Consider the following 21532-nt stretch of genomic DNA (forward strand, 5'->3'; position numbering starts at 1 on the left):
ATACCGCAGCCAGTGAGGTCACTTCAGCGTTTTGTCGACATGCCCACAGAGAGATAAGTCAAACACAGATCTCCCAACTCTCCCCCTACCGAGCACCGTTCGCATGTCTTGGCACAGACCACCCGCACACGACGGGTACCGGCACCCGGCACACACGACGAAGGCCCGGATCCGTAAGGATCCGGGCCTTCACCTTGCAGTAGCGGGGACAGGATTTGAACCTGCGACCTCTGGGTTATGAGCCCAGCGAGCTACCGAGCTGCTCCACCCCGCGCCGTTGTGATGAAACCGTACCACGGCGCGGGAGGGCGGCCTGACCACCCACTACTCGGTCTTGTCGGGCTCCGGCTTGTCGGCGTTCTTGTCCGCGTTCTTGTCGGCGGCCTGGTCAGCGCTGTTGTCGGCGTTCTTGTCGGCGGCCTTGTCGTCCTTCTCCTTGGCCTTCGCCGAGGCCTCCTCGGCCCGCTCCAGGGCCTTCTGGAGCCGCTCCTGCGCCTCGCCGTACGCCTTCCAGTCGTTCTCCTTCATGGCCGCCTCGCCGTCCTCGAAGGCCTCCTGGGCGTCGTCGAGCGCGTCCTGGACCGTCGGGTCGTTCGTCTTCGGCGGCTTGGTCGGCTCGTCCTCGCCCGGATCGTCGGCCGGTGGCTTGGTGGGCCCTTCAGTACTGAAGACCTGGTTGAGGCCCTCGCTGAGGGTGTCCGCGAAGGCGGTCTCCGTGCCGTACGACACAGCGACCTTCTTCAGGAGGGGGTACGCCGACTTGCGTCCCTGTACGTAGACGGGCTCGACGTACAGGAAGCCGTCGTCCAGTGGCACGGTCAGCAGATTGCCGTAGAGGACGTCGGAGTCGGCGCCCTTCATGTCACGGACGAAGTTGCCGACTTCCGTCATGGAGTTCAGCTTGTTCTGCACCTGTTCGGGGCCGTCGACGTCACCCCGGACTCTGAGCAGCTGCATCTTGCCGTAGTTCTCGCTTCTGGCGTCGGCGTCGACCGTCATGAAGGCCCGCAGGTTGGGCCGCTCGCTCGGGGTGAACGTCGTCGTCAGGGAGAACTGCTGCTGCGTCTGGCCCGGCGACTTCAGGGACAGGTAGTACGGCGGGACCGCACTGTCGTCCTTCTTCGTCGGGTCGTTCGGGACCTGCCACGCGTCACTCGCGTTGTAGAACTGGCCGGGGTCCGTGACGTGGTACTTCGTGAGCAGTTCGCGCTGGACCTTGAACATGTCCTGCGGGTACCGCAGGTGGTCCATCAGCTTCGGCGGGATCTCGCTCTTGTCCTTGACGGTGCCCGGGAACGCCTTCTTCCAGGTCTTCAGGACCGGGTCCTCGTCGTCCCAGGTGTAGAGCTTCACGTCGCCGGTGTACGCGTCGACGGTGGCCTTCACCGAGTTGCGGATGTAGTTGACCTGGTTCTGCTGGGCGATCACCGTGCGCTGGCTGTCGGCCTGCGACAGGGAGTCGGCGGTGGTGTCACCGAGCGTCGTCCGCGAGGCGTACGGATAGCCGTTGCTGGTCGTGTAGGCGTCGACGACCCACTGGATGCGGCCGTCGACGACCGTCGGATAGACGTCGCCGTCGATGGTCAGCCACGGGGCCACGGCCTCCACGCGCTCCTTCGGAGTGCGGTTGTAGAGGATCCGCGATCCCTCGCCGATGGCTCCGGAGTACAGGATCTGCGGCTCTCCGAAGGACACCGCGTACGCGGCGCGGTTGATCGGGTTGGAGAGGTTGACCCCGCTGTCGCCCTTGTAGCTGTAGGTCTTCTGACCGCCGCCGTCCTCTTCGTAGTCGAGCTCCTTCTGGGGCCCGCCCACGATCGAGTACTGGGACGTCTTCTCGCCGTAGTAGATCCGCTGCTCGTACTCACCGAGGTTGCCGGTGGTGGGCAGGCCGGCCTCGGTGAACGCCGGGGCGCCCTTGGAGCCCGGCTTGGTCTCCGTGCCCTTGGCGGCGACCACTCCGTAGCCGTGGGTGTAGGCGAAGTGGTCGTTGATCCAGTTCCGCTTGTCGAGCTTGTTCACGTCGATCTCGCGCAGGCCGACGATGGTGTCCTGGCCGTTGTAGCGGTCCACGTCCAGCGTCTTCGGGAACTGGTAGTAGCTGCGCTCCTGCTCCAGCTGCTGGAAGGTCGGCGAGACGATGTTCGGGTCGTTCAGCCGGTAGTTGGCCGCCGTGTCCGCGTCCTCGCGCTTCTTCCCGGGGTCCTCGTCGACCTTGCCCGCGCCCTTGTAGTCCTCGGGCTTCACACCGCTGATGCCGTAGGCGTGGCGGGTGGCCTCGATGTTCTTCTCGATGTACGGCGCTTCCTTGGCCTGCTCGTTCGGCTGGACCTGGAACTTCTGGACGATCGCGGGGTAGAGCCCGCCGATGAGGATCGCCGAGAGCACCATCAGGCCGAAGCCGATGACCGGCAGCTGCCAGGTGCGCCGCCACAGCGTGGCGAAGAAGAGGATGGCGCAGATGACGGCGATGCAGAACAGGATCGTCTTCGCCGGCAGGTACGCGTTCGCGTCGACGTACTTCAGGCCGGTCCAGTTGTCCGTCGCCTTGAAGTCACTGGACTTCACCGCGAGGCCGTACCGGTCGAGCCAGTACGCGACGGCCTTGAGCGACACGAAGACGCCGAGCAGCACCGAGAGGTGACCGGTGGCCGCGGCGGTGGCGCGCGCGCCGGGGCTGGTGATCCGCAGCCCGCCGTACAGGTAGTGCGTCAGGGCGGCGGCGACCAGGGAGAGCACCGTGGCCGCGAAGCCGAAGCCGAGCAGGAAGCGGTACCAGGGCAGGTCGAACGCGAAGAACGACACGTCCATGTGGAACTGCGGGTCCTTCTGGCCGAAGGACACGCCGTTGACCCACAGGAGCCAGGTGCGCCACTGACCCGCGGCGGACGCGCCCGCGATCAGCCCCACCAGGGCCGTGACCCCGATGAGCAGCCACTTCTTGTACGGGGCGATGCCCATGCGGTACCGGTCGAGGCTCTGCTGCTCCATCGACATGGCACTCAGCGGCGGGCGCAGCCGGTGCGCCAGCCAGATGTTCACGCCGACTGCGGCCGCCATGAGGAGGCCGAAGACGAAGAACAGGCCGATCTTGGTCCACAGGGTCGTCGTGAAGACCGATGAGTAGTTGACCGAGCGGTACCACAACCAGTCCGTCCAGAACCCGGAGAACATGACGAAGGCCATGGCCAGTACGGCCAGGACCCCCAGTGTCATGAGCAGGGTCCGGACACGCCGGGAGGGTCGGCCCACTCTGATCCGTGGCCCCGTCGGGCCTCCGCCGCGGTCCGGCATCTGGAAAGCCAAGGTGCGCACCTCGAAGTTCGCTGTTGATTCGCTGTTGGTCCGTCAGGCCCCCGAGATCGCGGACCCACACCTATGCAACTTACCTACGCTTTACTCGGTTCCCGTTTCTCGGGACTAACGAGGCAGGATTGTGACCATGTCCAACACTCCCATGGCAGCGAGCCCCCTCACCCGGGCGGTACTCGAAATCGACGAGTACGTATCCGGCCTCGGCTGGGACCGGCCCGCCCGCCTCTTCGCGCTGGTCGACACGGCGCGACTGCGTACCCAAGAACCCGGCCTCGCCTCCCAGCTCGGCCTCGACGACGGCGTGGAGCACGCCGGCCTGACCCCCATCGAGCAGGAGGAGATCCCCGCGGACAAGCCGCTGGACGAATTCCTCGGCACCATCGCCTGGCCGGACGCGGTGGCGGGCTGCGCTCTCACCGTGGAGCGCCTGATGCTGCCGCCGTCCGCCGAGGCGTCCGTCCCGGACGGTCTCGGCGAGGCGCAGCTCGCGAAGTGGGTGGCCGAGCACCCGGACCGGCAGGAGGTCCGGATGACGGTCGCGGTGCTGCGTGACGGTGCGCGCGAGTCCGCGCTGCGGCTGCGCGAGAAGGACTCGCCGACCGAGGTCCTCACCGGCTCGGACCTGGTGCCCGGCCTGGCGGAGGCGCTCGCGGCGACGTTCGCGTAGCGGTTCGTCATATTCCGTTCTGTGCGCGGGTGGGGCCTCCTGCCCGCGCACAGCTGTGTCGGGGCCCGTCCGGCCGGGGTTATGACACAGGCTCTCAGCCCTTGGTGCACTTCGGCAGGTCGGCGGTGTTGCCCTTGCGGATCTTCTCCAGGGACTTCACGGCGTCCGCGATGGTGTCCACCTTGACGAGCGTGAGGCCGTCGGGGACGTCCTCGGCGGCGGCCGCGCAGTTGCCCTTCGGCGTGAGGAAGTACTCGGCGCCCTTGTCGCGCGCGCCGACGGTCTTCATCTCGATGCCGCCGATCGGGCCGACCTCGCCGTCGGCCACGATGGTTCCGGTGCCGGCCACGAACTTGCCGCCGGTGAGGTCGTCCGGGGTCAGCTTGTCGACGATGCCGAGGGCGAACATCAGGCCGGCGCTCGGGCCGCCCACGTCGGCCAGCTTGATGTCGATCGTGAACGGGAAGGTGTGGTCGGTGCCCGCCTTGATGCCGACGACCGCGCGGTCCGCGTCGTCCTCCGCGCCCTTCGTCGTGATCTTGACTTCCTCGGTCTCGGTCGGCGCCTTGCCCGCCTTCTCGGCGGCGGCCGCGGCCTTGACCGGGACGACGGTGAAGGTGACCGTGTCGCCGGGCTTGTGATCGGTGACGAGCTTCGCGACGTCCGTCATCTCCTTGACGGGCTTGCCGTCCACCTTGCGGATGACGTCGCCCGCGTGCAGCTTGCCCTCCGCCGGGTCGCCCTTGAAGACGGTGGAGACGATCACCTGGGACTTCACCGGGATGTCCAGCTGCCTGAGCGCCGCCACCTTGGCGCTCTCCTGGGACTGGCTGAATTCCTCGGCGTTCTCCTGGGAGGACTGCTGCTCGGTCTTGCCGTCCGGGTAGAGCGTGTCGTGCGGCACCACGATGTTGTCGTGTGCCAGCCAGCCGTAGACGGCCTCCGCGAGGTTCATGTCGTAGTCGGCGCTGGTGACCCTGACCGTCGTCATGTTCAGGTTGCCGGTCGTGGGATAGGTCTTGCGGCCGGAGATCTGCAGCACCGGTTCGCCGTCGTGGTCGCCGAGGGTGTTCACCGTGGGCCCGGGGGACATCTCCGAGTACGGCACTTTGATGAGTACTCCGGCGCAGAGCAGCGCGATCAGCATCAAGGTGGAGGCGAGCATCGTCGCAGTGCGGCGTGGCATGGAACGACAGTACGGGACCTGCCTGTGAGGGCACCCCCGGGGCCGGTCCGTACGGGGCTTCAGCTCCCGGTGCGGGACTTCTCCATCGCCTCGCGGAAGGCCGCGTAGCCGTTGAGCTCGTTGGCGTCACCCGTGCGGCCGGACTTGCGGTTGCGGGTCGCCCAGCTGCCCCACAGACCCGCACCGACGGCCGCCAGGAGCGGAATGAGCAACCAGGCAAGTGATGCCATGCCGACCTCCCGAACCCGTGAGCCACCGCAACTGACTGATCAGCAGATTAACCATCCGCATGGTCAACGCTCACGGCAGGGGTCCGGTTACGCAACCGGAGCGCCGGTCACGCGGTCGGAGGCACCCGGGTCAGTCGGCTCAACAGGCACCCACCCATTCCTCCTTGCCGTCCGAGAAGCGCTGATGCTTCCAGATCGGCACCTCGTGCTTGAGGTCGTCGATCAGCTGCCGGCAGGCGTCGAAGGCCTCGGCGCGGTGCGGGCAGGAGACGGCCACGACCACCGCGAGGTCACCGACGGCGAGGTCCCCGACGCGGTGCACCGCGGCCAGGGCGCGCACCGGGTACTGCGCGACGACCTTCTCGGCCACCCGGCGCATCTCGGCCTCGGCGGTGGGGTGGGTCGAGTACCCCAGCTCGTCGACGTCCGCGCCGCCGTCGTGGTTGCGCACGGTCCCCACGAAGAGCGCCGTGCCGCCCGCCGCGTCGTCACCGACGGCCTGGAAGACCTCGTCCAGGGAGAGCGGGGTGTCACGGATCGCCAGCAGGCGGATCGGGTCCTGCGCGGCCTGCTCGCCGGGGTGGTCCATCGTGGTGCGTGCCATGCGGCCATGGTGCCGCACGGCACGGGCATCACGGAATAGACCTTTCGCCCGGCACGCACGCGTGTCGCCTTGGAGCTCCCTACAGGGCCGCCCGCCGCGGGACGGCGCAGGGCAGCCCGCGGACGGTGACCCGGCGCGTCTCAGATCCTCCGCCGCGCCTTCCGCGCCCTGCGCACCACCGCCGCGGCACCCAGCAGCGCGACCGTCGCACCCGCCGCGCCCGCGGCCGTGGCGTCCTTGCGCCCGAGCCGCCGACCGGCCACGGTGCGCCGCCCCGCGACCTCTTCGAGCAGCTCGGCGAGGACTTCCTCGTTGGTCCACTGGGGCCGCCACCCGGCGTCGTGCAGTCCGCTGACACTGACCACCCACGGGTACATCGTGTAGGCGAGGTCACCGGCCGGGGACGGGGTGAGGCCGATGCGGTGCAGCCGGGCGGCGGCGCCGAGCGCGACCGTCGACGGCAGCTCCATGCGCCGGATCCCGCTGAGCTCCTCGACCTCCTCCTGCTCCAGCCAGCCGTCGCAGCCGACGGCCAGCTCGCCGTCGACCTTCTCCAGGACGGCGTACTCCAGAGCGCTGCACAGGTCCTCGACGTGGCAGAACTGCCAGGCGGGGCGCGACCCGGCCACGACCAGGAGCCGGGGCGACTCGAAGTAGCGCGTGAGGGCCGTGTCCGTGCCGCCGACGAGGGTCGCGGGCCGCACGACGGTGACGTTGAGGCCGGGGTGCGCGCGGGGCGCCCGGCGGGCGAGACGCTCCACCTCCAGGAGGTCACCGACACCGGTGGCCTCCGCGGTGGCGCGCAGTTCGGCGTCTTCGGAGAGGGGCAGTTCGTTGTCGGGCAGCGCTCCGTAGACCATCGCCGACGTGCAGAGCACGACGCGGTGCACGCCGGCCGCCGCGGCCGCGGTCAGCACGGTCTGGGTGCCGCGCACGTTGTACGCGGTGCGGGCCGCGGCGTCGGTCTCCAGGTCGAGATCGAGCGCCAGGTGCACCACGACGTCCGCGCCGCGCAGCTTCTCCGCGATGGCCGGATCCCGCACGTCCAGGATGTGCCACTGCGCCTGCGTGCAGTCGCCCCGGCGCTCGTCGATGGCGATGACCTGCTTGATCGCCTCCGATGCGGCGAGGCGCTCGGTCAGGAGCGCGCCCACTCCGGAGGCGGCGCCGGTCACGGCGACCACCGGCCCTCGGACGGGTGCCGGGGTTGAGGGGTTTCGCGCTGCGCGAACCTGTGGATCTGGGGAACTCACCGGGCGTCTCCAGCGGTTGTCTTCAGTACGTACGCGTATGACGCGTACGTACCAGGTGGCATCCATCCTGCCGCAGGCCATGAGTCGGCGAAGCACCGAGGCCCGAACCCGTCACGGTGTCTACGCTGGGTGGTGTTGTAGGGCAGCCGCCGCCGGAACGATACCGGCGGCCTGACGAGCCGAGGAATCCCGTGAGTGACACCCCATTCGGATTCGGCCTTCCGCCGGAGGAGCCGGAAGACGGCGACGAGGGCAAGAAGAAGGGATCCCCTGGAGAGGGACAGAGCGGGGGCCAGGGCGGGCAGGGCGCCGGTGGCCCCGCGAACCCGTTCGGTTTCGGGGGGTTCCCCGGAGCCGGCGGCGGTGACAACCCGTTCGCCGCGATGTTCGGTTCCATGAACCCGAACGACCTGGGTGCCGCGTTCCAGCAGCTCGGCCAGATGCTCTCGTACGAGGGCGGCCCGGTGAACTGGGACATGGCCAAGGACATCGCCCGCCAGACCGTGTCCCAGGGCACGGCGGACGGCACCAAGGACGCCAGCGTCGGCCCCGCCGAGCGGTCCGCCGTCGAGGAGGCCGTGCGCCTGGCCGACCTGTGGCTGGACGACGCGACGTCTCTGCCGTCCGGGTCGGGCACGGCCGTGGCGTGGAGCCGCGCCGAGTGGGTCGAGGCGACGCTGCCGGTCTGGAAGGAGCTCGTCGACCCCGTCGCCGAGCGCGTCGGCCTGGCCATGGGCGACGTGCTGCCGGAGGAGATGCAGGCCATGGCGGGCCCGCTGATCGGCATGATGCGCTCCATGGGCGGCGCCATGTTCGGCCAGCAGATCGGCCAGGCCGTGGGCGTGCTCGCGGGCGAGGTCGTCGGCTCCACCGACATCGGCCTCCCGCTCGGCCCGTCCGGCAAGGCCGCGCTCCTCCCGGTGAACATCGAGGCCTTCGGCAAGGACCTGGGCATCGACAAGAACGAGGTGCGGCTCTATCTGGCGCTGCGCGAGGCCGCCCACCAGCGGCTCTTCGCCCACGTGCCGTGGCTGCGCTCGCACCTTTTCGGCGCCGTCGAGGGTTACGCCCGCGGGATCAAGGTCGACACGGCCAAGCTGGAGGACGTGGTCGGCCAGCTCGACCCGCAGAACCCGGAGCAGCTGCAGGAGGCGCTCCAGCAGGGCATGTTCCAGCCGGAGGACACCCCGGCCCAGAAGGCCGCTCTGGCCCGCCTGGAGACCGCTCTGGCGCTCGTGGAGGGCTGGGTGGACGCGGTGGTCCACGCCGCCGCGAAGCCCCGCCTGTCGTCCGCCGACGCCCTCCGGGAGACGCTGCGCCGCCGCCGCGCGACGGGCGGCCCCGCGGAGCAGACGTTCGCCACGCTGATCGGCCTCGAACTGCGCCCGCGCCGGCTGCGTGACGCCTCGCGCCTGTGGGCCTCGCTCACGGACGCGCGCGGTGTCGACGGCCGCGACGGCCTGTGGGAGCACCCGGACATGCTGCCGACGGCCACCGACCTGGACGACCCCGACGGCTTCGTGCACCGCGAGCAGCTGGACTTCTCCGAGCTGGACAAGATGCTCGGCGAGGCGGCCGGCGGCGGCTCCGCGAAGCCCGACCTCACGAAGGACGAGGGCGACGACACCAAGGACGACGACGGCAAGTGAGCCTGCACGACGACACGGTCCTCGTACTCAAGGGGTACGAGGGCCAGGACGAACTGCGCCAGTACTACCTGGACCACCTCGCCGCGCATCCCGCGGACGGCATGTGGAAGTCCTGCACGGACGGGCACGTGACGGCCAGCGCCCTGGTCGTCGACCCCTCGCGCGGGCGCGTGCTGCTCACCCTGCACAAGAAGCTGCGGATGTGGCTCCAGATGGGCGGCCACTGCGAGCCGGGCGACCCCACGCTGGCCGCGGCCGCGCTGCGCGAGGCGACGGAGGAGTCCGGCATGCCGGGCCTGACGCTGCTTGCGGGCGGGCCGGTGCGTCTGGACCGGCACCCGATCCCGGGCCCGTGCACGCAGCACCTCGACGTCCAGTACGCCGCACTCGCCCCGTCCGACGCGGTCGAGGCGATCAGCGACGAGTCGCTGGACCTGCGCTGGTTCGGGTACGACGAGGTGGCGGGGGTGGCGGACGAGTCGGTGGTACGGCTGATGGAGGCAACAAGGGCGCGCCTGTAAGGCGCGCCCCGTCAGGGGCGCGGGGAACTGCGCGACCAGCCACATACGGCCCGCAGAAAATTCCCGCGCCCCTCAGCTCCGGTGGCTAACTCCAGACGTTGCCCTGGTTCTGCCCCCGAGCCCCTTGCTGGCCCACACCGAACTGCGCCTGGGCGCCCCGCCCGATGACCGCGTTCTGGGGCGGCAGCATCTCGCTCGGCTGGACGAGCGCGTAGCCCTGGCCCATGAAGCTGAGCTCCCAGCCCTCACCGGTGTTGCCGCGGCGGCGCCAGACGCCCGAGGAATGGGTCTGGGCCTGCATCTGGACGCGCAGGCCGTTGGACCAGGCGACGATCGCATCGGCGTCCGCGTTGACGTACCGGTCGGGCGTGACCTGCAGCATCAGTGGCTGGCCCGACGTCATCAGGGCGACCTTGCCGCGCCCGGAGATGTTGAGCTGGTACTTGCCGGAGCCGGAGATGCCGTACTGGCTGTCGACGGCGATGACCTGGTGGGTCAGCGACGAGTCCATCGCGAGGACGTAGCTGCTGTCCACGGTCAGGCCGTCCTGGTCGACATCCACCACGTGGATGTACTGGGCGAGGTTGGCGAAGTAGATCGTGCCCTGACCGTGGCAGCGCATCAGGTCCAGGCCCTCGCCGGTGTGCGCGCGGGCCCGCTGGTTGCCCTGGTTCTGGTACTCGGCGTCGAACTCGATCAGCCCCTGGTAGGCGACCATCGCGCCCTTGCGGGCCAGGACGTCGTCGTGGCCTTCCAGGGCGACCCGCAGCAGCTGCGGGTTCTGAACGGAGTAGCGCTCCTGGGTCTGCTGTTCGGCGTGCGCGAAAAGTGGGCTCTGCATGGTGTGTTGCTCCCCCTCAGCCCCGTGCTCGGAGACGGTCGGTGCTGTCCTCGCTGGGCTGTACGACGACGATGCCCTCTCCGGAGAAGCCCATTTGGTAGGCCTCGCCGCTGCCGCGCCCGATGAGGGAACCGGCCTTGAAGCTGCGCTTGCCCTTCACCTTCAGGTTCGGGGACCAGGCGATCAGGGCGTCCGGGTCGACGTACGTCTCGTCGTCGCCACGGCCGCAGTCGACGACGACCGGGGTGCCCCGGGACGTCAGCGCGACCCAGCCCTGCCCGGAGATCTTGATGTTCCACAGGCCCTGTCCGGCGAACTTGGCCATGCCCTTGACCCGCTCGACGCCCCACTGGAGGGACGCGTCGAAGGCGAGGAGGTTGGTGCCGTTCACCGAGAGGGAGTCGCCCGCCAGGTTGATGACGACGATGTCCGCTCCGTAGTCGGCGAGGTAGAGGAGGCCGTCTCCGGAGCACTTCATCAAGGGCGCGCCCTCGCCGGTCATCCACTCGCGCGCGACCTGACGGACGGCGGGCGGATTCGGCTCGTACTGCACGAACCCTTCGTAGGCGACCATCGAGCCCACGCGCGCGAGGAGGTCGTTGCCGGTCTGCATGGCGACCTTGACCATGTGGTGGCCGTGGTTCTCCATGCGGGCGGCGACGGGTGCGGGAGCAAAGCCCGCGAGCTGCTGATTCATGACGGGCTCCCTCAGACCTCGTACGGCTGGACGACGATGAAATTGCCGGGCGCGCCACGGAACTGGAGGTTCACGCTCTCCCCCGTGGATCCCGCGTACGCGTTGCTGCGCAGCCGGACCTGGCTGGAAACGATCGCCTGAGCGGCGGCCGACCAGGCGACGACGGCGTGGCAGTCGGCGAAGGTCGTCGGCGTGACGGGCAGGACGACGGGCACGCCGTGCGTCTTCAGGATGACGGTGCCGGTGCCCTGGAACTGCATGACGAACAGAGCACCGCCGGGGATGCCATGGCCCTCGATCCTGCGCACTTCGTGCTGGAGCGTCTCGTCGAAGGCGAGGACGTTCTCCGCCGAGACGCAGATGGCGTCGCCCTGGAGCTCGATGGGGTGCAGGTGGGTGCCTTCCTCGGCGAGGAAGACCTGCCCTCGGCCCGAGCAGCGCATCAGCTGCATCTCCTGGCCGGTGGAGTTGCCGACGATGCGTCCGGCGAAGCCCGCGCCCTTGTAGCTGAACTCGACCTTGCCCTGGTAGAGCACCATGCTGCCCTGACGGGCGAGGATGGGCTGGTCGGCGACGCCCAGGTCGACGCGTATGAGCTTCTCGTTCTGCTGCGTCCAGCGCTGGCCGGTGGGGGCTTCGCGGTACTTCTGGAGCGCCGCGGCCACACCGGCGCCCTGGGGTGCCGCGCCCTGCGGGGCTGCGGCCTGTCCCGGGAACTGGCCGCCGGGGGGCTGCTGGCCGTATCCGGGCGGGGGCATGGGGGCGGCGGGCTGCTGGCCGTATCCGGGCGGCGGGGGCGCGGACTGGCCCGGGGCCTGGCCGAACTGCGGTTGCTGCGGGTGCTGCTGACCGGGCTGGCCGTACGGCGAGGGGGCCGGCGGCGGCACGGCTCCTCCCGGCGGCTGGTTCATCGGGGCCACGACGGTCTGCGCGGCGTGCACGGAGGGGGGCGCGGGGGCGGGGGCCGGGGGCGGGGTGGCGCCCTGCGGCGGCGCGAAGTTCTGCGCGGGGGCGGGCGCCGGCATGGGGGCGGGCGCGGGTGCCTGGAGCGGCGCGGCGGACGCCGGGGCGCCGAACGCGGGCGGCGCCGCGGCCTGCGCGGGCGGTGCGAAGGAGGGGGCGGCAGCCTGCGGCTGCGGGGCGGCGGGCTCCTCCTCGGCGACCTCGCCGCCGAAGTTCCTCAGGAGCGCGTCGAGTCCGCCGTCGAAGCCCTGGCCGATCGCGGCGAAGCGCCAGACGTCCTTCATGTAGAAGTCGCCCAGCATGACGGCGCGCTCCGTGGAGAACTCCGCGCCGTTGAAGGCGTAGCGCGCCACTTCCTCGCCGCCCGCGACGATGCGGATGTACCCGGAGGCGACCTGCGACATCTGCCCGGCGCCGTCGATCGTCGCCGTGAACGACAGCCGCTGGATCTGCTGCGGGATGCGGTCGAGCGTGACCCGGAAGGACTCGGTGTCGCCCGCCTGGGCGCCCAGGAGCTGGATCGACTCCTCGGGGGACTTCGGCTGGTTGAAGAAGATGAAGTAACGGTCGTCCGAGAGCCGCTCGCTCGCGTCCAGGCCGAAGCAGCTGATGTCGAACGTCAGCCCCGGTGCGGAGATCTGCACGCCGACGTACAGATCGGTTCCCGCGGTGAGGTCACTGACCTTGGCCTTGTGGCCGCGTTGGAATTCCCTGGCCATACGTAACGACCGTCCCCCATCCCGAATGTGAATGCGTCGCGTCAGGCTAACCGCAAAGTCCGACAGCGGGCGAAGCCGGTACAGACCCGCTACACAACCGCGAGATCCGGCGGACGTTCACTCCTCGCGGGCGGCGGGAAGGTGGGGCAGCCGCCCGGCCGCGACCACCCCTTCGAGGTAGCCGCGCGCCCGCTCGGTGCGGGGATAGGCCTCCAGGAGCCGCCAGAAACGGGGCCCGTGGCCGGGGACGAGAAGGTGGGCGAGCTCGTGGACGAGCACGTAGTCGACGACGTATTCGGGCATGCCCTGCAGCCGGTGCGAAAGACGGATGCTGCCCTCGGCCGGGGTGCAGGAGCCCCAGCGCGTGTTCTGGTTCGTGACCCAGCGGACGGAGGCCGGCCTGGCGCGGCCGCCGAAGTACTGATCGGACAGGTGGCCTGCGCGCTCGGCGAGCTCCGCGTCGCCGAGCAGCCGCTTGCTCTCCTGGGCCGCGAGCTTGTCGAGCATCACGTTGACCCAGCGCTGCTCTTCCGCTTCGGACATCCGGGCCGGGATGAGGACGACGGTGCGGTCGCCCTCCCGGTACGCGGAGACCGTTCTGCGGCGGCGGGCGCTCCGTCTCACCTCGACCGCGCTGGCCACCGCACCGGACGGTGACGGGCTGGTCGTGCTGCGCTGTGGAGCTCCGGCGCGACGCGCTGGGGTCTCCCCAGCGACGCGAGGGGACGGGTCGGCGGGCACGCCCCGACGTTACCCGCTGGGCATGGGGGAAGTCCCGCCTCCGGGACGGTTCGGCGCTGTTCCGCTCCCTGTGCGTTTGATTAGTACGACTGATTAGTACGACTAACACCCACCGCCTGTGGACAACGCGACGCGGGCGTCCGGTGAGGCGGGCATTCTGGCATTCGATCGGCGCGGCGGACGGGACCACGACGACCGGCCGACGGGGGACGACCATGACCACAGCGACGAACGCTACGAACGCAAAGACCACGACGACCACGACGACCACGGCTGTCACTCCGACCGCGCATCCGGTCTTGAAGCCCGCGCTGCGGCGCGGCTGGCGGGACCTGAGCAACGTGCAGTTCGGGGTGGCGCCCGCGCACGCCCTGGTGCTCGGCCCGATGGACACGGCGACGAGCAGCTTTCTGACTCTTCTGGACGGCACTCGCGGGGTGCCGCTCCTGCGCGAGGAGGCCCGTCGGATGGGTCTGCCGGACGGGCACGTGCACAGACTTCTGGGCGAGCTCTCGCGGGCCGGCCTCCTCGACGACTCGACGGGCGGCGGCCCCGCGGCTGACGCGCTGCGTGCGCGGGGCGAGGTCATGGACCGGCTGCGCGCCGATCTGGCCTCGCTGTCGCTCCTCTCTTCCGAGCCGGGCGACGCGATGGCCAAGGCCGCTGCACGGCGTGCCATGCGGGTGCGGGTGCAGGGCGCCGGGCGGGTCGGCGCCGTCGTGGCCTCCGTGCTGGCGGGCGCGGGCGTCGGCCGGGTCGATGTGCTGGACGGCGGGCATGTGCAGCCGTGGGACGTCGCGCCGGGTGGCCTGCCCGCCGAGTCCGTCGGGGAGCGCAGGGACACGACCGCACGCCGGATCGTGCGTCAGTCGGCACCCGGCCGGCCACCCCGGCGGTCCGCCGAGCCCGAGGGTGCGGCGGGCCTCTCCCTGGTGATCATCGCGCCGAGGGACGGCCTGGACGCGTACGCTCCCGCACCCGCCGCGGCCGAGGAACTGCTCGCCTCCGGCACTCCCCACCTCTACGCGGGAGTGATCGAGGGGACGGGCGTCGTTGGCCCTCTGGTCCTGCCGGGGACGACCGCGTGTGCCGAGTGTCTGTTCCGGCAGCGCGCGGACCGCGATCCCACCTGGCCCCGGATGCTGGCCCAGTGGCGCTCCGGGCCCGCGCGACAGGTGCCGGCGTGCGACCTGGCCCTGTCGACCTCGGTCGCCGGGCTGGCGGCGGGGCGTGCCCTCGCCTTCCTGGACAGCGGTTCGTCGGCCGGTGCGGGGGTGCGCTGGATGGCCTCCGTCCCAGGATTCGAGTGGCACTCAAGCCCGATTTGGCCGCATCCATCATGCTCTTGTGGGGCCGGTGTGTCCGTTAAGGGGGATCGGCCCACCGCTGACACGAAGCCGCACGCAACAATGGCCGGGTAACCGCCTGACAAGGCGCGGCTGTCTGGGACTTGGAGGGGCGCATGTCTGATCTTCCCCGGAAGGCGGTCACCCGTACCGCCAAACTGGCCGCGCTGCCACTCGGCTTCGCGGGGCGCGCGACCTGGGGGCTCGGCAAGCGGATCGGGGGCAAGTCGGCGGAGATCGTGGGACGCGAGCTGCAGCAGCGCACGGCGGAGCAGCTCTTCAAGGTCCTCGGCGAGCTGAAGGGCGGCGCGATGAAGTTCGGGCAGGCGCTGTCCGTCTTCGAGTCCGCGCTGCCGGAGGAGGTCGCGGGGCCGTACCGAGCGGCGCTGACGAAGCTCCAGGAGGCGGCGCCCCCGATGCCGACCCGGACCGTGCACTCCGTTCTTGAGGAGCGGCTCGGCAAGGAGTGGCGGGAGCTGTTCCTGGAGTTCGAGGACAAGCCGGCGGCCGCGGCGTCGATAGGGCAGGTCCACCGGGCCGTGTGGGCGGACGGCCGTGAGGTTGCGGTCAAGGTCCAGTACCCGGGAGCGGGCGAGGCGCTGCTCTCCGACCTCAATCAACTCAGCCGCTTCGCCCGCCTCCTGGGGCCGCTGATTCCGGGCATGGACATCAAGCCGCTCATCGCGGAGCTGCGCGACCGTGTCTCGGAGGAGCTGGACTACGCGTTGGAGGCGCAGGCCCAGCAGGCGCATGCCGAGGAGTTCGCGGACGACCCCGATGTGGTGGTGCCGCGGGTGGTGCACCAGAGCGAGCAGGTCCTGGTGACCGAGTGGATGGACGGGACGCCTCTCTCGGAGGTGATCGCCGACGGCACGAAGGAGCAGCGCGACCGGGCGGGCCAGTTGCTAGCCCGCTTCCTCTTCTCCGGCCCGACGCGCACGGGACTGCTGCACGCCGACCCGCACCCCGGCAACTTCCGCCTGCTTCCCGACGAGAAGGACGGTTACCGCCTCGGTGTTCTCGACTTCGGCACGGTCGACCGGCTGCCCGACGGGCTGCCCCCGACCATCGGCAGGTCGTTGCGGATGACGCTGGAGGGCGAGGCCGACGCCGTCTACGACATGTTGCGCGAGGAGAACTTCGTCAAGGAGTCCGTCGACCTGGAGCCGCAGGCGGTGCTCGACTATCTGCTGCCGATCATCGAGCCCATGGCGGTGGACGAGTACACCTTCACCCGCGCCTGGATGCGCAAGCATGCGGCCCGGCTGGCCGATGTCCGATCCCCCGCCTACCAGTTGGGCCGTTATCTGAACCTGCCCCCGGCGTATCTGCTGATACACCGGGTGACGGTGAGCACGATCGGGGTGCTGTGCCAGCTGGGCGCGACGGTAAGGATGCGGGACGAGCTGGAGGAGTGGCTGCCCGGGTTCGTGGAGGAGCCCGCGGATATCGAAGAGGTCGAGGAGAGCCAGGAGGGCAGCGCGGCGGTGGAGGCCTGAGCGTGGGAAAGGGCTCACCACCAGTCGGAGTCGAGGCGTCCTTCGATGGCTCTGATGTTCTCCCGTGCGCAGGCGTCGCAGAGGTAGTGGCGGGTGCCGTTCTCCACGGAGCAGGTCCAGGTCGGTGGTGTGCCTTCGGCGACCGTGCCGCAGCGGGAGCAGACGGCGTTCGCTGTCTCCGCGGGCCGGGGGTTCTGCTGTTCCACCGGGCGACCATATCGTCGCGTCCGGGCGATCGGGGAGTAGAACGCACTGCGGGGGACGGTCCGTTCGGACCGTCCCCCTCGGATATCTGTCGCGCCGAAGCGCCTTCGCGGCTCTTACTGCATGACCGCTATGGCGAGCGCGCGCCGGGCACGCAGCGAGGCGCGCTCCGCGCGGCGCTGCATACGGCGGGCCGCCATCAGGCGCGCGGCCGGGCGTTGAGCCTCGGCCTCACGCATGCGTTCGTGCATATGCGCACGAGCCATGGCTTCTGGGATGAGTTGCATTTCACGGGTCCTGTTCTGGCGCGAGGTGTGCGCGCCGGTGGTGGTGAAGTCCGGGGTCGCGGAGCCTGCGGGCTCGCGGGTGGCTGCCTTCATCGGGGCCTGCTTCTTGGGGTCGTGCGTGAGGGGGCGGTCGATGGTTCCGGCGGTGTTCATGCGACGACCGGGTTCTTGCGCGGGCGGCCACGGGGCCGCTTCCGGGCAACGACAACACCCTGGACGAACAGCTCGCCGCCCCAGACGCCCCACGGCTCACGCCGCTCCTTGGCGCCGGCGAGGCAGGCCTCCATCAGCGGGCAGGTGCGGCAGAGGGACTTGGCGTACTCGACATCGGCCGGGGACTCCGCGAAGAAGACCTCGGGGTCGTAGGCACGGCAGGGAACGGGTACGCCGAGGTTCTCGATGGCGTCGTCGAGCGCGGTGAGCGCGGTGAGGGGAGTCAAGGCCGGGTCCTCCGTGGGTGCGGGCGGGGGGAGCGTCTGTGAAGGCGGTACGGACGGGGCGTGCGCTTCGAGTTGCACGGTGTTGTTTTCCTCGTCTGGTCGTGCCGGCCTGGGTCGGCCGGTTGGCGGCTGGTACCGGGTCTTGCTGTCGGCCCCTTCGCCCTGTCTCCCTGTTTTGGGGAAAACAGAAGGGCCGCGGATCCCGGGTGGGGTTCCGCGGCCCTGAAGGCGCCGGTCTGATCGAGGATCAGACTGGATCACTCCAGGGTTCGAGCCCACGGAAGGCCCACATCGTGTGGTGCTGCGTCGTCTGCTTCCGGAATCCGGCACCGGCTGCCGCAAAGGCATAGGCCTGGGCCTGCGCCTCCGCTACTGCTGCTTCCGGTGCCTGGGTCGGTCGCTCATTGCCCTCATTGGCCTCGCTGACGCGAAGACCGGCGAGAGGCATGGAGGCGGGCAGCGGACGCACGGCGGGGATGCCGCCGGACAGACCGGTGCCCTGGTTCGAGAAGCCGAGCAGGCAGGAAGCGACGACCGAGCGATCGGTCATTTTCGCGGTGCTGATGAAGCTCTCGTTGATGCTGATCACTGGAAATCGCCTCCTCTCGGCGTCTAGGGGATCGACGGAACCGATCCTGCGGACTGTCAAGTACAGCACGGAACCGGGGCTTCGGAGAAGCCGCCGTTTCCGTGTTAAGAACCTATGGGTCTTCCTCGCGCATGCGCAAACTATTTTTTCGACGAGTTTGAATCATTCGCCATCGGCGCCCCTTACACGCTCCTGACCTGCACAAATGGCGAGGACGTCGGCTCCGAAGCGGTGAAACTTACGGACCCCGACTCCGGGGATCCGGGCCAGCTCGCCCTCGTCGTCGGGCACGGCCTCCGCGATCGCGATCAAGGTTTTGTCCGTGAAGACGCAGTAGGCAGGCTGTCCCAGCTCCCTCGCCTGGTCCGACCGCCACTCCCGCAACCGCTCGTAGAGCCCTTCGTCCATGTCGGACGGGCAGTCCTCGCACCGCAGGAGCTTCAGCTCGCCCGCGTCGGTCAGGGTCCGGCCGCAGACCCGGCAGCGGGCCGGGGCACGGCTCTTCCGCTGCCGGCACCCGGCCACGGTGCCCGTCCCCTCGCCGCCGCTGCCGCGCTCGACGCCGCCGGGCCCGCCGCCCGCGCTCCGGGCCGCCGCGCCCGCTCCGGAGCCGGGGCGCAGGCCGTCCAGGAAGCGGCTGGGGCGCCGGTTCGGACGGCCGCCCGGCGAGCGGGAGAGCGCCCAGGAGAGGGAGAGGTGGACGCGGGCGCGGGTCACGCCCACGTAGAGGAGGCGGCGCTCCTCCTCGATCTGCTCGTCCGTCTTGGCGTACGTGATCGGCATCATGCCTTCGGCGAGGCCCACCAGGAACACGGCGTCCCACTCCAGGCCCTTGGCCGCGTGCAGCGAGGCGAGGGTTACGCCTTCCACGGTGGGCGCGTGCTGGGCGTTCGCCCGCTCGTCGAGCTCGGCCACGAGGTCGGCAAGGGTCGCATCCGGCCTGGCCCGGGAGAAGTCCTCGGCGAGCCGCACCAGCGCGGCCAGGGACTCCCAGCGGTCACGGACCGCCCCGGAGCCCGCGGGCGGGTCGGTCGTCCAGCCCTTGGTGGAGAGCACGGCACGCACCTGGGAGGGCAGGTCGACCACGTCGTCGAGCAGTGCGTCGTTGCCCCCGAAGCGGGCCGCGCCGCGCAGGGCCGCGCCCGCTTCGCGCACCTCGGTGCGCTCGAAGAACCGCTCGGCGCCGCGGAGCTGATAGGGCACGCCCGCGTCGGCGAGCGCCTGTTCGTAGATCTCCGACTGGGAGTTCGTACGGAAGAGGATCGCGATCTCGCTGGCGGGGACGCCGTCGGCGAGGAGGGCGCGGATGCGGCGGGCGGCGCCTTCGGCCTCGGCCGGTTCGTCCGCGTACTCCGTGTAGACCGGATCGGTGCCGGGGTCGCGCTGGGAGATCAGCTCCAGGCGGTGGTCGGCGGCGCGGCCGCGGGCCTGGGAGAGCAGGCCGTTGGCGAGGTGGACCACCTGGGGGGTGGAGCGGTAGTCACGGACCAGTTTGACGACCGTCGCCCCCGGGTGGCGGGCGCGGAAGTTCAGCAGGTGGTCGGGGGTCGCGCCGGTGAAGGAGTAGATCGTCTGGCTGGCGTCGCCGACGACGCAGAGGTTGTCCCGGTCACCGAGCCACAGCTCCAGGAGGCGCTGCTGGAGCGGGCTCACGTCTTGATATTCGTCCACCACGAAGTGCTGGTACTGGGACCGGACCTGTTCGGCGATGTCGTGGCGGTCCTGGAGGATGCCGACGGCGAGCAGCAGCACGTCCTCGAAGTCGATGACGGCGCGGTCGCGCTTGAGGTCCTCGTACGCGGCGTAGAGCTGGGCGATCTCGGCCGGGTCGCGCGGGATGTCGCGGCCGGACTTCGCGGCGGCCGCTGCGTAGTCCGAAGGGACGGTCTGGGTGACCTTGGACCACTCGATCTCGCTGGTGAGGTCGCGCAGCTCATTGCGGTCGAGCCGAATGCGGCAGGCGGCGGCCGCGTCCGCGACGAGCTTGATCTTGCGGTCGACGATCCGGGGCAGCGGGCCACCGACTGCTTTCGGCCAGAAGAACTGGAGCTGGCGCAGGGCCGCGGAGTGGAACGTCCTGGCCTGGACGCCGGCGGCGCCGAGCTGGCGGAGGCGGCCGCGCATCTCGCCCGCGGCGCGGTTGGTGAAGGTGACGGCCAGCACACTGGCGGGCTGGAGCATTCCGGCGCGCACCCCATAGGCGATCCGGTGCGTGATCGCCCGTGTCTTGCCGGTGCCCGCGCCTGCCAGGACGCACACCGGCCCGTGCAGGGCGGTGGCGACCTCGCGCTGCTCCGGGTCGAGCCCGTCGAGCACCGCGTCAGGAGAGTCCGGGACCTGCGGGAAGAGGGTGGAGTGCGTTGCTGATGTCACCCAGCCAGCTTGCCAGGTCGCAAGGGGCGGATGAGCCGGTTGTCCACAGGGAGACGTCACCGGTCGTACTAATGCGGGAATGGTGGCCGGGTCGCGTACGTTCGATCCATTGCGATGACGCACCCCGAGCTACGAAGGAGCACACGAGACATGCCGGGCACTGTGACGATGTACAGCACGACGTGGTGCGGCTACTGCCGCCGCCTCAAGGGTCAGATGGACCGTGAGGGCATTGCGTACACCGAGGTCAACATCGAGCACGACCCGGACTCCGCGGCCTTCGTCGAGAAGGCGAACGGCGGAAACCAGACGGTTCCCACCGTTCTCTTCCCGGACGGCTCGACGCTCACGAACCCGTCGCTGGCGCAGGTGAAGCAGAAGCTGGCCGCCTGAGCGACTCAGCCGACGGTTCCCGGCTTCGGCAGGGGCTTGCCGTACCAGAGCTCGATCAACCGGGCCGCAATCGAGATTCCGTAGGGAGGCAGGACCTCCCCGGACTCGAATGCGGCCCGCAGCTCTTCCCGGGAGAACCAGCGGGCCTCGTGGATCTCCTCGCCGTCGACGTTGATCTCCGAGGAGGTGGCGTCGGCCATGAAGCCCAGCATCAGGCTGGAAGGGAACGGCCAGGGCTGGCTCGCGACGTACTCGACGTCGCCGACCGTGACACCGGCCTCTTCGAAGACCTCGCGCCGCACCGACTGCTCGATGGACTCCCCCGGCTCGACGAAGCCCGCGAGGGTGGAGAAGCGCCCTTCGGGCCAGTGCATCTGGCGGCCGAGGAGGATGCGGTCCTCGCTGTCCCTGACCGCCATGATCACGGCGGGGTCCGTGCGCGGGTAGTGCTCGGCGCCGCAGGCCTGGCAGCGGCGGATGTGGCCCGCCGCGGCGATGATCGTGCGCTCGCCGCAGCGCGAGCAGAAGCGGTGCAGCCGCTGCCAGTTCTCCAGGGCGACGGCGTGCACCATCAGGCCCGCGTCCCGGGGCGAGAGCAGAAGCCCCGCCTCGCGCAGTCCGGCGGGGCGGGCCGACTGGTCCATGCGGCCCGGCAGGGTGTCCTTCTGGAGCGCGAAGTAGCTGACGCCGTCGTCGTCCGTGCCCAGGAAGTAGCGGTGCTCCTCGGTGAGCGGCGCTTCAAAGGACGGCGTCATCACCAGTTCGGTGTCGCCCTCGGGCGTCTCGTCGATGAGCACCTGGCCGCCGGAGACCACGAAGACCCGGGTCGTGGGGTGGCTCCAGGCGGCGGCCAGCCACGCCTCGTCCATGCGGTGGTGTGCCGCGCGGTCGATGCCGCTCTGCGCGGTCAGCGAGACGGGCCGGTCTGCGGTGCGGTCGGTCCAGGTGGTCACAGGTGCTTCCAACTCCCCCGATGGAATGGGTTGTGCGGCGGGACGGGTCCGGCGGTCCGGCG

Annotated in this window: 21 protein-coding genes and 1 tRNA gene; 6 read left to right on the forward strand and 16 right to left on the reverse strand. The window is 70.1% G+C overall.

Features of this window, described 5'->3' with window-relative positions:
• Window positions 1–200 precede the first annotated feature (200 nt).
• Both AB0H82_RS25195 and AB0H82_RS25200 read right to left on the reverse strand, forming a co-directional pair.
• Window positions 201–274, reverse strand: a tRNA-Met gene (locus tag AB0H82_RS25195).
• Between the two features lie 50 nt (window positions 275–324).
• A complete protein-coding gene (locus AB0H82_RS25200; RefSeq protein ID WP_362996441.1) occupies window positions 325–3294 on the reverse strand; it encodes a UPF0182 family protein in 2970 nt (989 codons plus the stop codon).
• 148 nt (window positions 3295–3442) lie between these two features.
• On the opposite strand from AB0H82_RS25200, the gene AB0H82_RS25205 reads away from it, so the two are divergent.
• Window positions 3443–3982 carry a PPA1309 family protein gene (locus tag AB0H82_RS25205; RefSeq protein ID WP_362996365.1) on the forward strand — a complete coding sequence of 180 codons (540 nt, stop codon included), beginning with the start codon at window positions 3443–3445 and terminating at the stop codon, window positions 3980–3982.
• A 94-nt stretch (window positions 3983–4076) separates the two neighbouring features.
• Here the strand turns inward: AB0H82_RS25205 and AB0H82_RS25210 are convergent, their stop codons facing one another.
• From AB0H82_RS25210 to AB0H82_RS25225, 4 genes are all read right to left on the reverse strand, one after another.
• On the reverse strand, window positions 4077–5168 hold the full coding sequence (locus tag AB0H82_RS25210; protein WP_362996367.1) for a PDZ domain-containing protein: 1092 nt from the start codon (window positions 5166–5168) through the stop codon (window positions 4077–4079).
• A 59-nt stretch (window positions 5169–5227) separates the two neighbouring features.
• Entirely contained in the window at window positions 5228–5398 is a 171-nt protein-coding gene (locus AB0H82_RS25215) for a hypothetical protein (RefSeq protein WP_362996369.1), read from the reverse strand.
• Between the two features lie 139 nt (window positions 5399–5537).
• On the reverse strand, window positions 5538–6002 hold the full coding sequence (locus AB0H82_RS25220; RefSeq protein ID WP_362996371.1) for a molybdenum cofactor biosynthesis protein MoaE: 465 nt from the start codon (window positions 6000–6002) through the stop codon (window positions 5538–5540).
• 140 nt (window positions 6003–6142) lie between these two features.
• Window positions 6143–7255 (reverse strand): SDR family oxidoreductase, encoded by a 1113-nt coding sequence (locus AB0H82_RS25225; protein WP_362996373.1) that lies wholly within the window; start codon window positions 7253–7255, stop codon window positions 6143–6145.
• 191 nt (window positions 7256–7446) lie between these two features.
• On the opposite strand from AB0H82_RS25225, the gene AB0H82_RS25230 reads away from it, so the two are divergent.
• Complete coding sequence (locus AB0H82_RS25230; protein ID WP_362996375.1) at window positions 7447–8904, forward strand: zinc-dependent metalloprotease; 1458 nt, start codon at window positions 7447–7449, stop codon at window positions 8902–8904.
• Window positions 8901–9425, forward strand: a complete 525-nt coding sequence (locus AB0H82_RS25235; RefSeq protein ID WP_362996377.1) for an NUDIX hydrolase — start codon at window positions 8901–8903, stop codon at window positions 9423–9425. Before AB0H82_RS25230 ends, AB0H82_RS25235 begins: the two co-directional genes overlap by 4 nt.
• An 85-nt stretch (window positions 9426–9510) precedes the next feature.
• Here AB0H82_RS25235 and AB0H82_RS25240 read toward each other — a convergent pair whose 3' ends face one another.
• The 4 genes from AB0H82_RS25240 to AB0H82_RS25255 all read right to left on the reverse strand — a co-directional run bounded on the left by AB0H82_RS25240 (window position 9511) and on the right by AB0H82_RS25255 (window position 13386).
• On the reverse strand, window positions 9511–10266 hold the full coding sequence (locus tag AB0H82_RS25240; protein WP_362996379.1) for an AIM24 family protein: 756 nt from the start codon (window positions 10264–10266) through the stop codon (window positions 9511–9513).
• A gap of 16 nt (window positions 10267–10282) precedes the next feature.
• Window positions 10283–10963 (reverse strand): AIM24 family protein, encoded by a 681-nt coding sequence (locus AB0H82_RS25245; protein ID WP_362996381.1) that lies wholly within the window; start codon window positions 10961–10963, stop codon window positions 10283–10285.
• A gap of 11 nt (window positions 10964–10974) precedes the next feature.
• The gene (locus AB0H82_RS25250) at window positions 10975–12645 is read right to left on the reverse strand and encodes a TerD family protein (protein WP_362996383.1); all 1671 of its coding nucleotides are present in this window, start codon (window positions 12643–12645) and stop codon (window positions 10975–10977) included.
• A gap of 117 nt (window positions 12646–12762) precedes the next feature.
• Window positions 12763–13386, reverse strand: a complete 624-nt coding sequence (locus AB0H82_RS25255) for a M48 family metallopeptidase (protein WP_362996385.1) — start codon at window positions 13384–13386, stop codon at window positions 12763–12765.
• A gap of 215 nt (window positions 13387–13601) precedes the next feature.
• Between AB0H82_RS25255 and AB0H82_RS25260 the strand changes: the two genes are divergently transcribed.
• Window positions 13602–14807 carry a TOMM precursor leader peptide-binding protein gene (locus AB0H82_RS25260; protein WP_362996387.1) on the forward strand — a complete coding sequence of 402 codons (1206 nt, stop codon included), beginning with the start codon at window positions 13602–13604 and terminating at the stop codon, window positions 14805–14807.
• Window positions 14808–14848: 41 nt separating this feature from the next.
• On the forward strand, window positions 14849–16231 hold the full coding sequence (locus tag AB0H82_RS25265) for an AarF/ABC1/UbiB kinase family protein (RefSeq protein WP_362996389.1): 1383 nt from the start codon (window positions 14849–14851) through the stop codon (window positions 16229–16231).
• Window positions 16232–16245: 14 nt separating this feature from the next.
• Here the strand turns inward: AB0H82_RS25265 and AB0H82_RS25270 are convergent, their stop codons facing one another.
• From AB0H82_RS25270 to AB0H82_RS25290, 5 genes are all read right to left on the reverse strand, one after another.
• Window positions 16246–16437, reverse strand: a complete 192-nt coding sequence (locus tag AB0H82_RS25270; RefSeq protein ID WP_362996391.1) for a hypothetical protein — start codon at window positions 16435–16437, stop codon at window positions 16246–16248.
• A 114-nt stretch (window positions 16438–16551) separates the two neighbouring features.
• The gene (locus tag AB0H82_RS25275) at window positions 16552–16875 is read right to left on the reverse strand and encodes a hypothetical protein (RefSeq protein WP_362996393.1); all 324 of its coding nucleotides are present in this window, start codon (window positions 16873–16875) and stop codon (window positions 16552–16554) included.
• On the reverse strand, window positions 16872–17240 hold the full coding sequence (locus AB0H82_RS25280; protein ID WP_362996395.1) for a WhiB family transcriptional regulator: 369 nt from the start codon (window positions 17238–17240) through the stop codon (window positions 16872–16874). The genes AB0H82_RS25275 and AB0H82_RS25280 overlap by 4 nt, the downstream gene beginning before the upstream one ends.
• Before the next feature lie 169 nt (window positions 17241–17409).
• On the reverse strand, window positions 17410–17751 hold the full coding sequence (locus AB0H82_RS25285) for a hypothetical protein (RefSeq protein ID WP_362996397.1): 342 nt from the start codon (window positions 17749–17751) through the stop codon (window positions 17410–17412).
• Window positions 17752–17913: 162 nt separating this feature from the next.
• Complete coding sequence (locus AB0H82_RS25290; RefSeq protein WP_362996399.1) at window positions 17914–20124, reverse strand: ATP-dependent DNA helicase UvrD2; 2211 nt, start codon at window positions 20122–20124, stop codon at window positions 17914–17916.
• 150 nt (window positions 20125–20274) lie between these two features.
• Between AB0H82_RS25290 and AB0H82_RS25295 the strand changes: the two genes are divergently transcribed.
• Entirely contained in the window at window positions 20275–20517 is a 243-nt protein-coding gene (locus AB0H82_RS25295; protein WP_362996401.1) for a mycoredoxin, read from the forward strand.
• A gap of 5 nt (window positions 20518–20522) precedes the next feature.
• Here the strand turns inward: AB0H82_RS25295 and nudC are convergent, their stop codons facing one another.
• On the reverse strand, window positions 20523–21470 hold the full coding sequence (gene nudC, locus AB0H82_RS25300; protein WP_362996403.1) for an NAD(+) diphosphatase: 948 nt from the start codon (window positions 21468–21470) through the stop codon (window positions 20523–20525).
• Between the last annotated feature and the right edge of the window lie 62 nt (window positions 21471–21532).

Origin of the sequence: Streptomyces sp. NPDC050732 (assembly GCF_040654255.1) — a bacterium.
Lineage (GTDB): Bacteria > Actinomycetota > Actinomycetes > Streptomycetales > Streptomycetaceae > Streptomyces.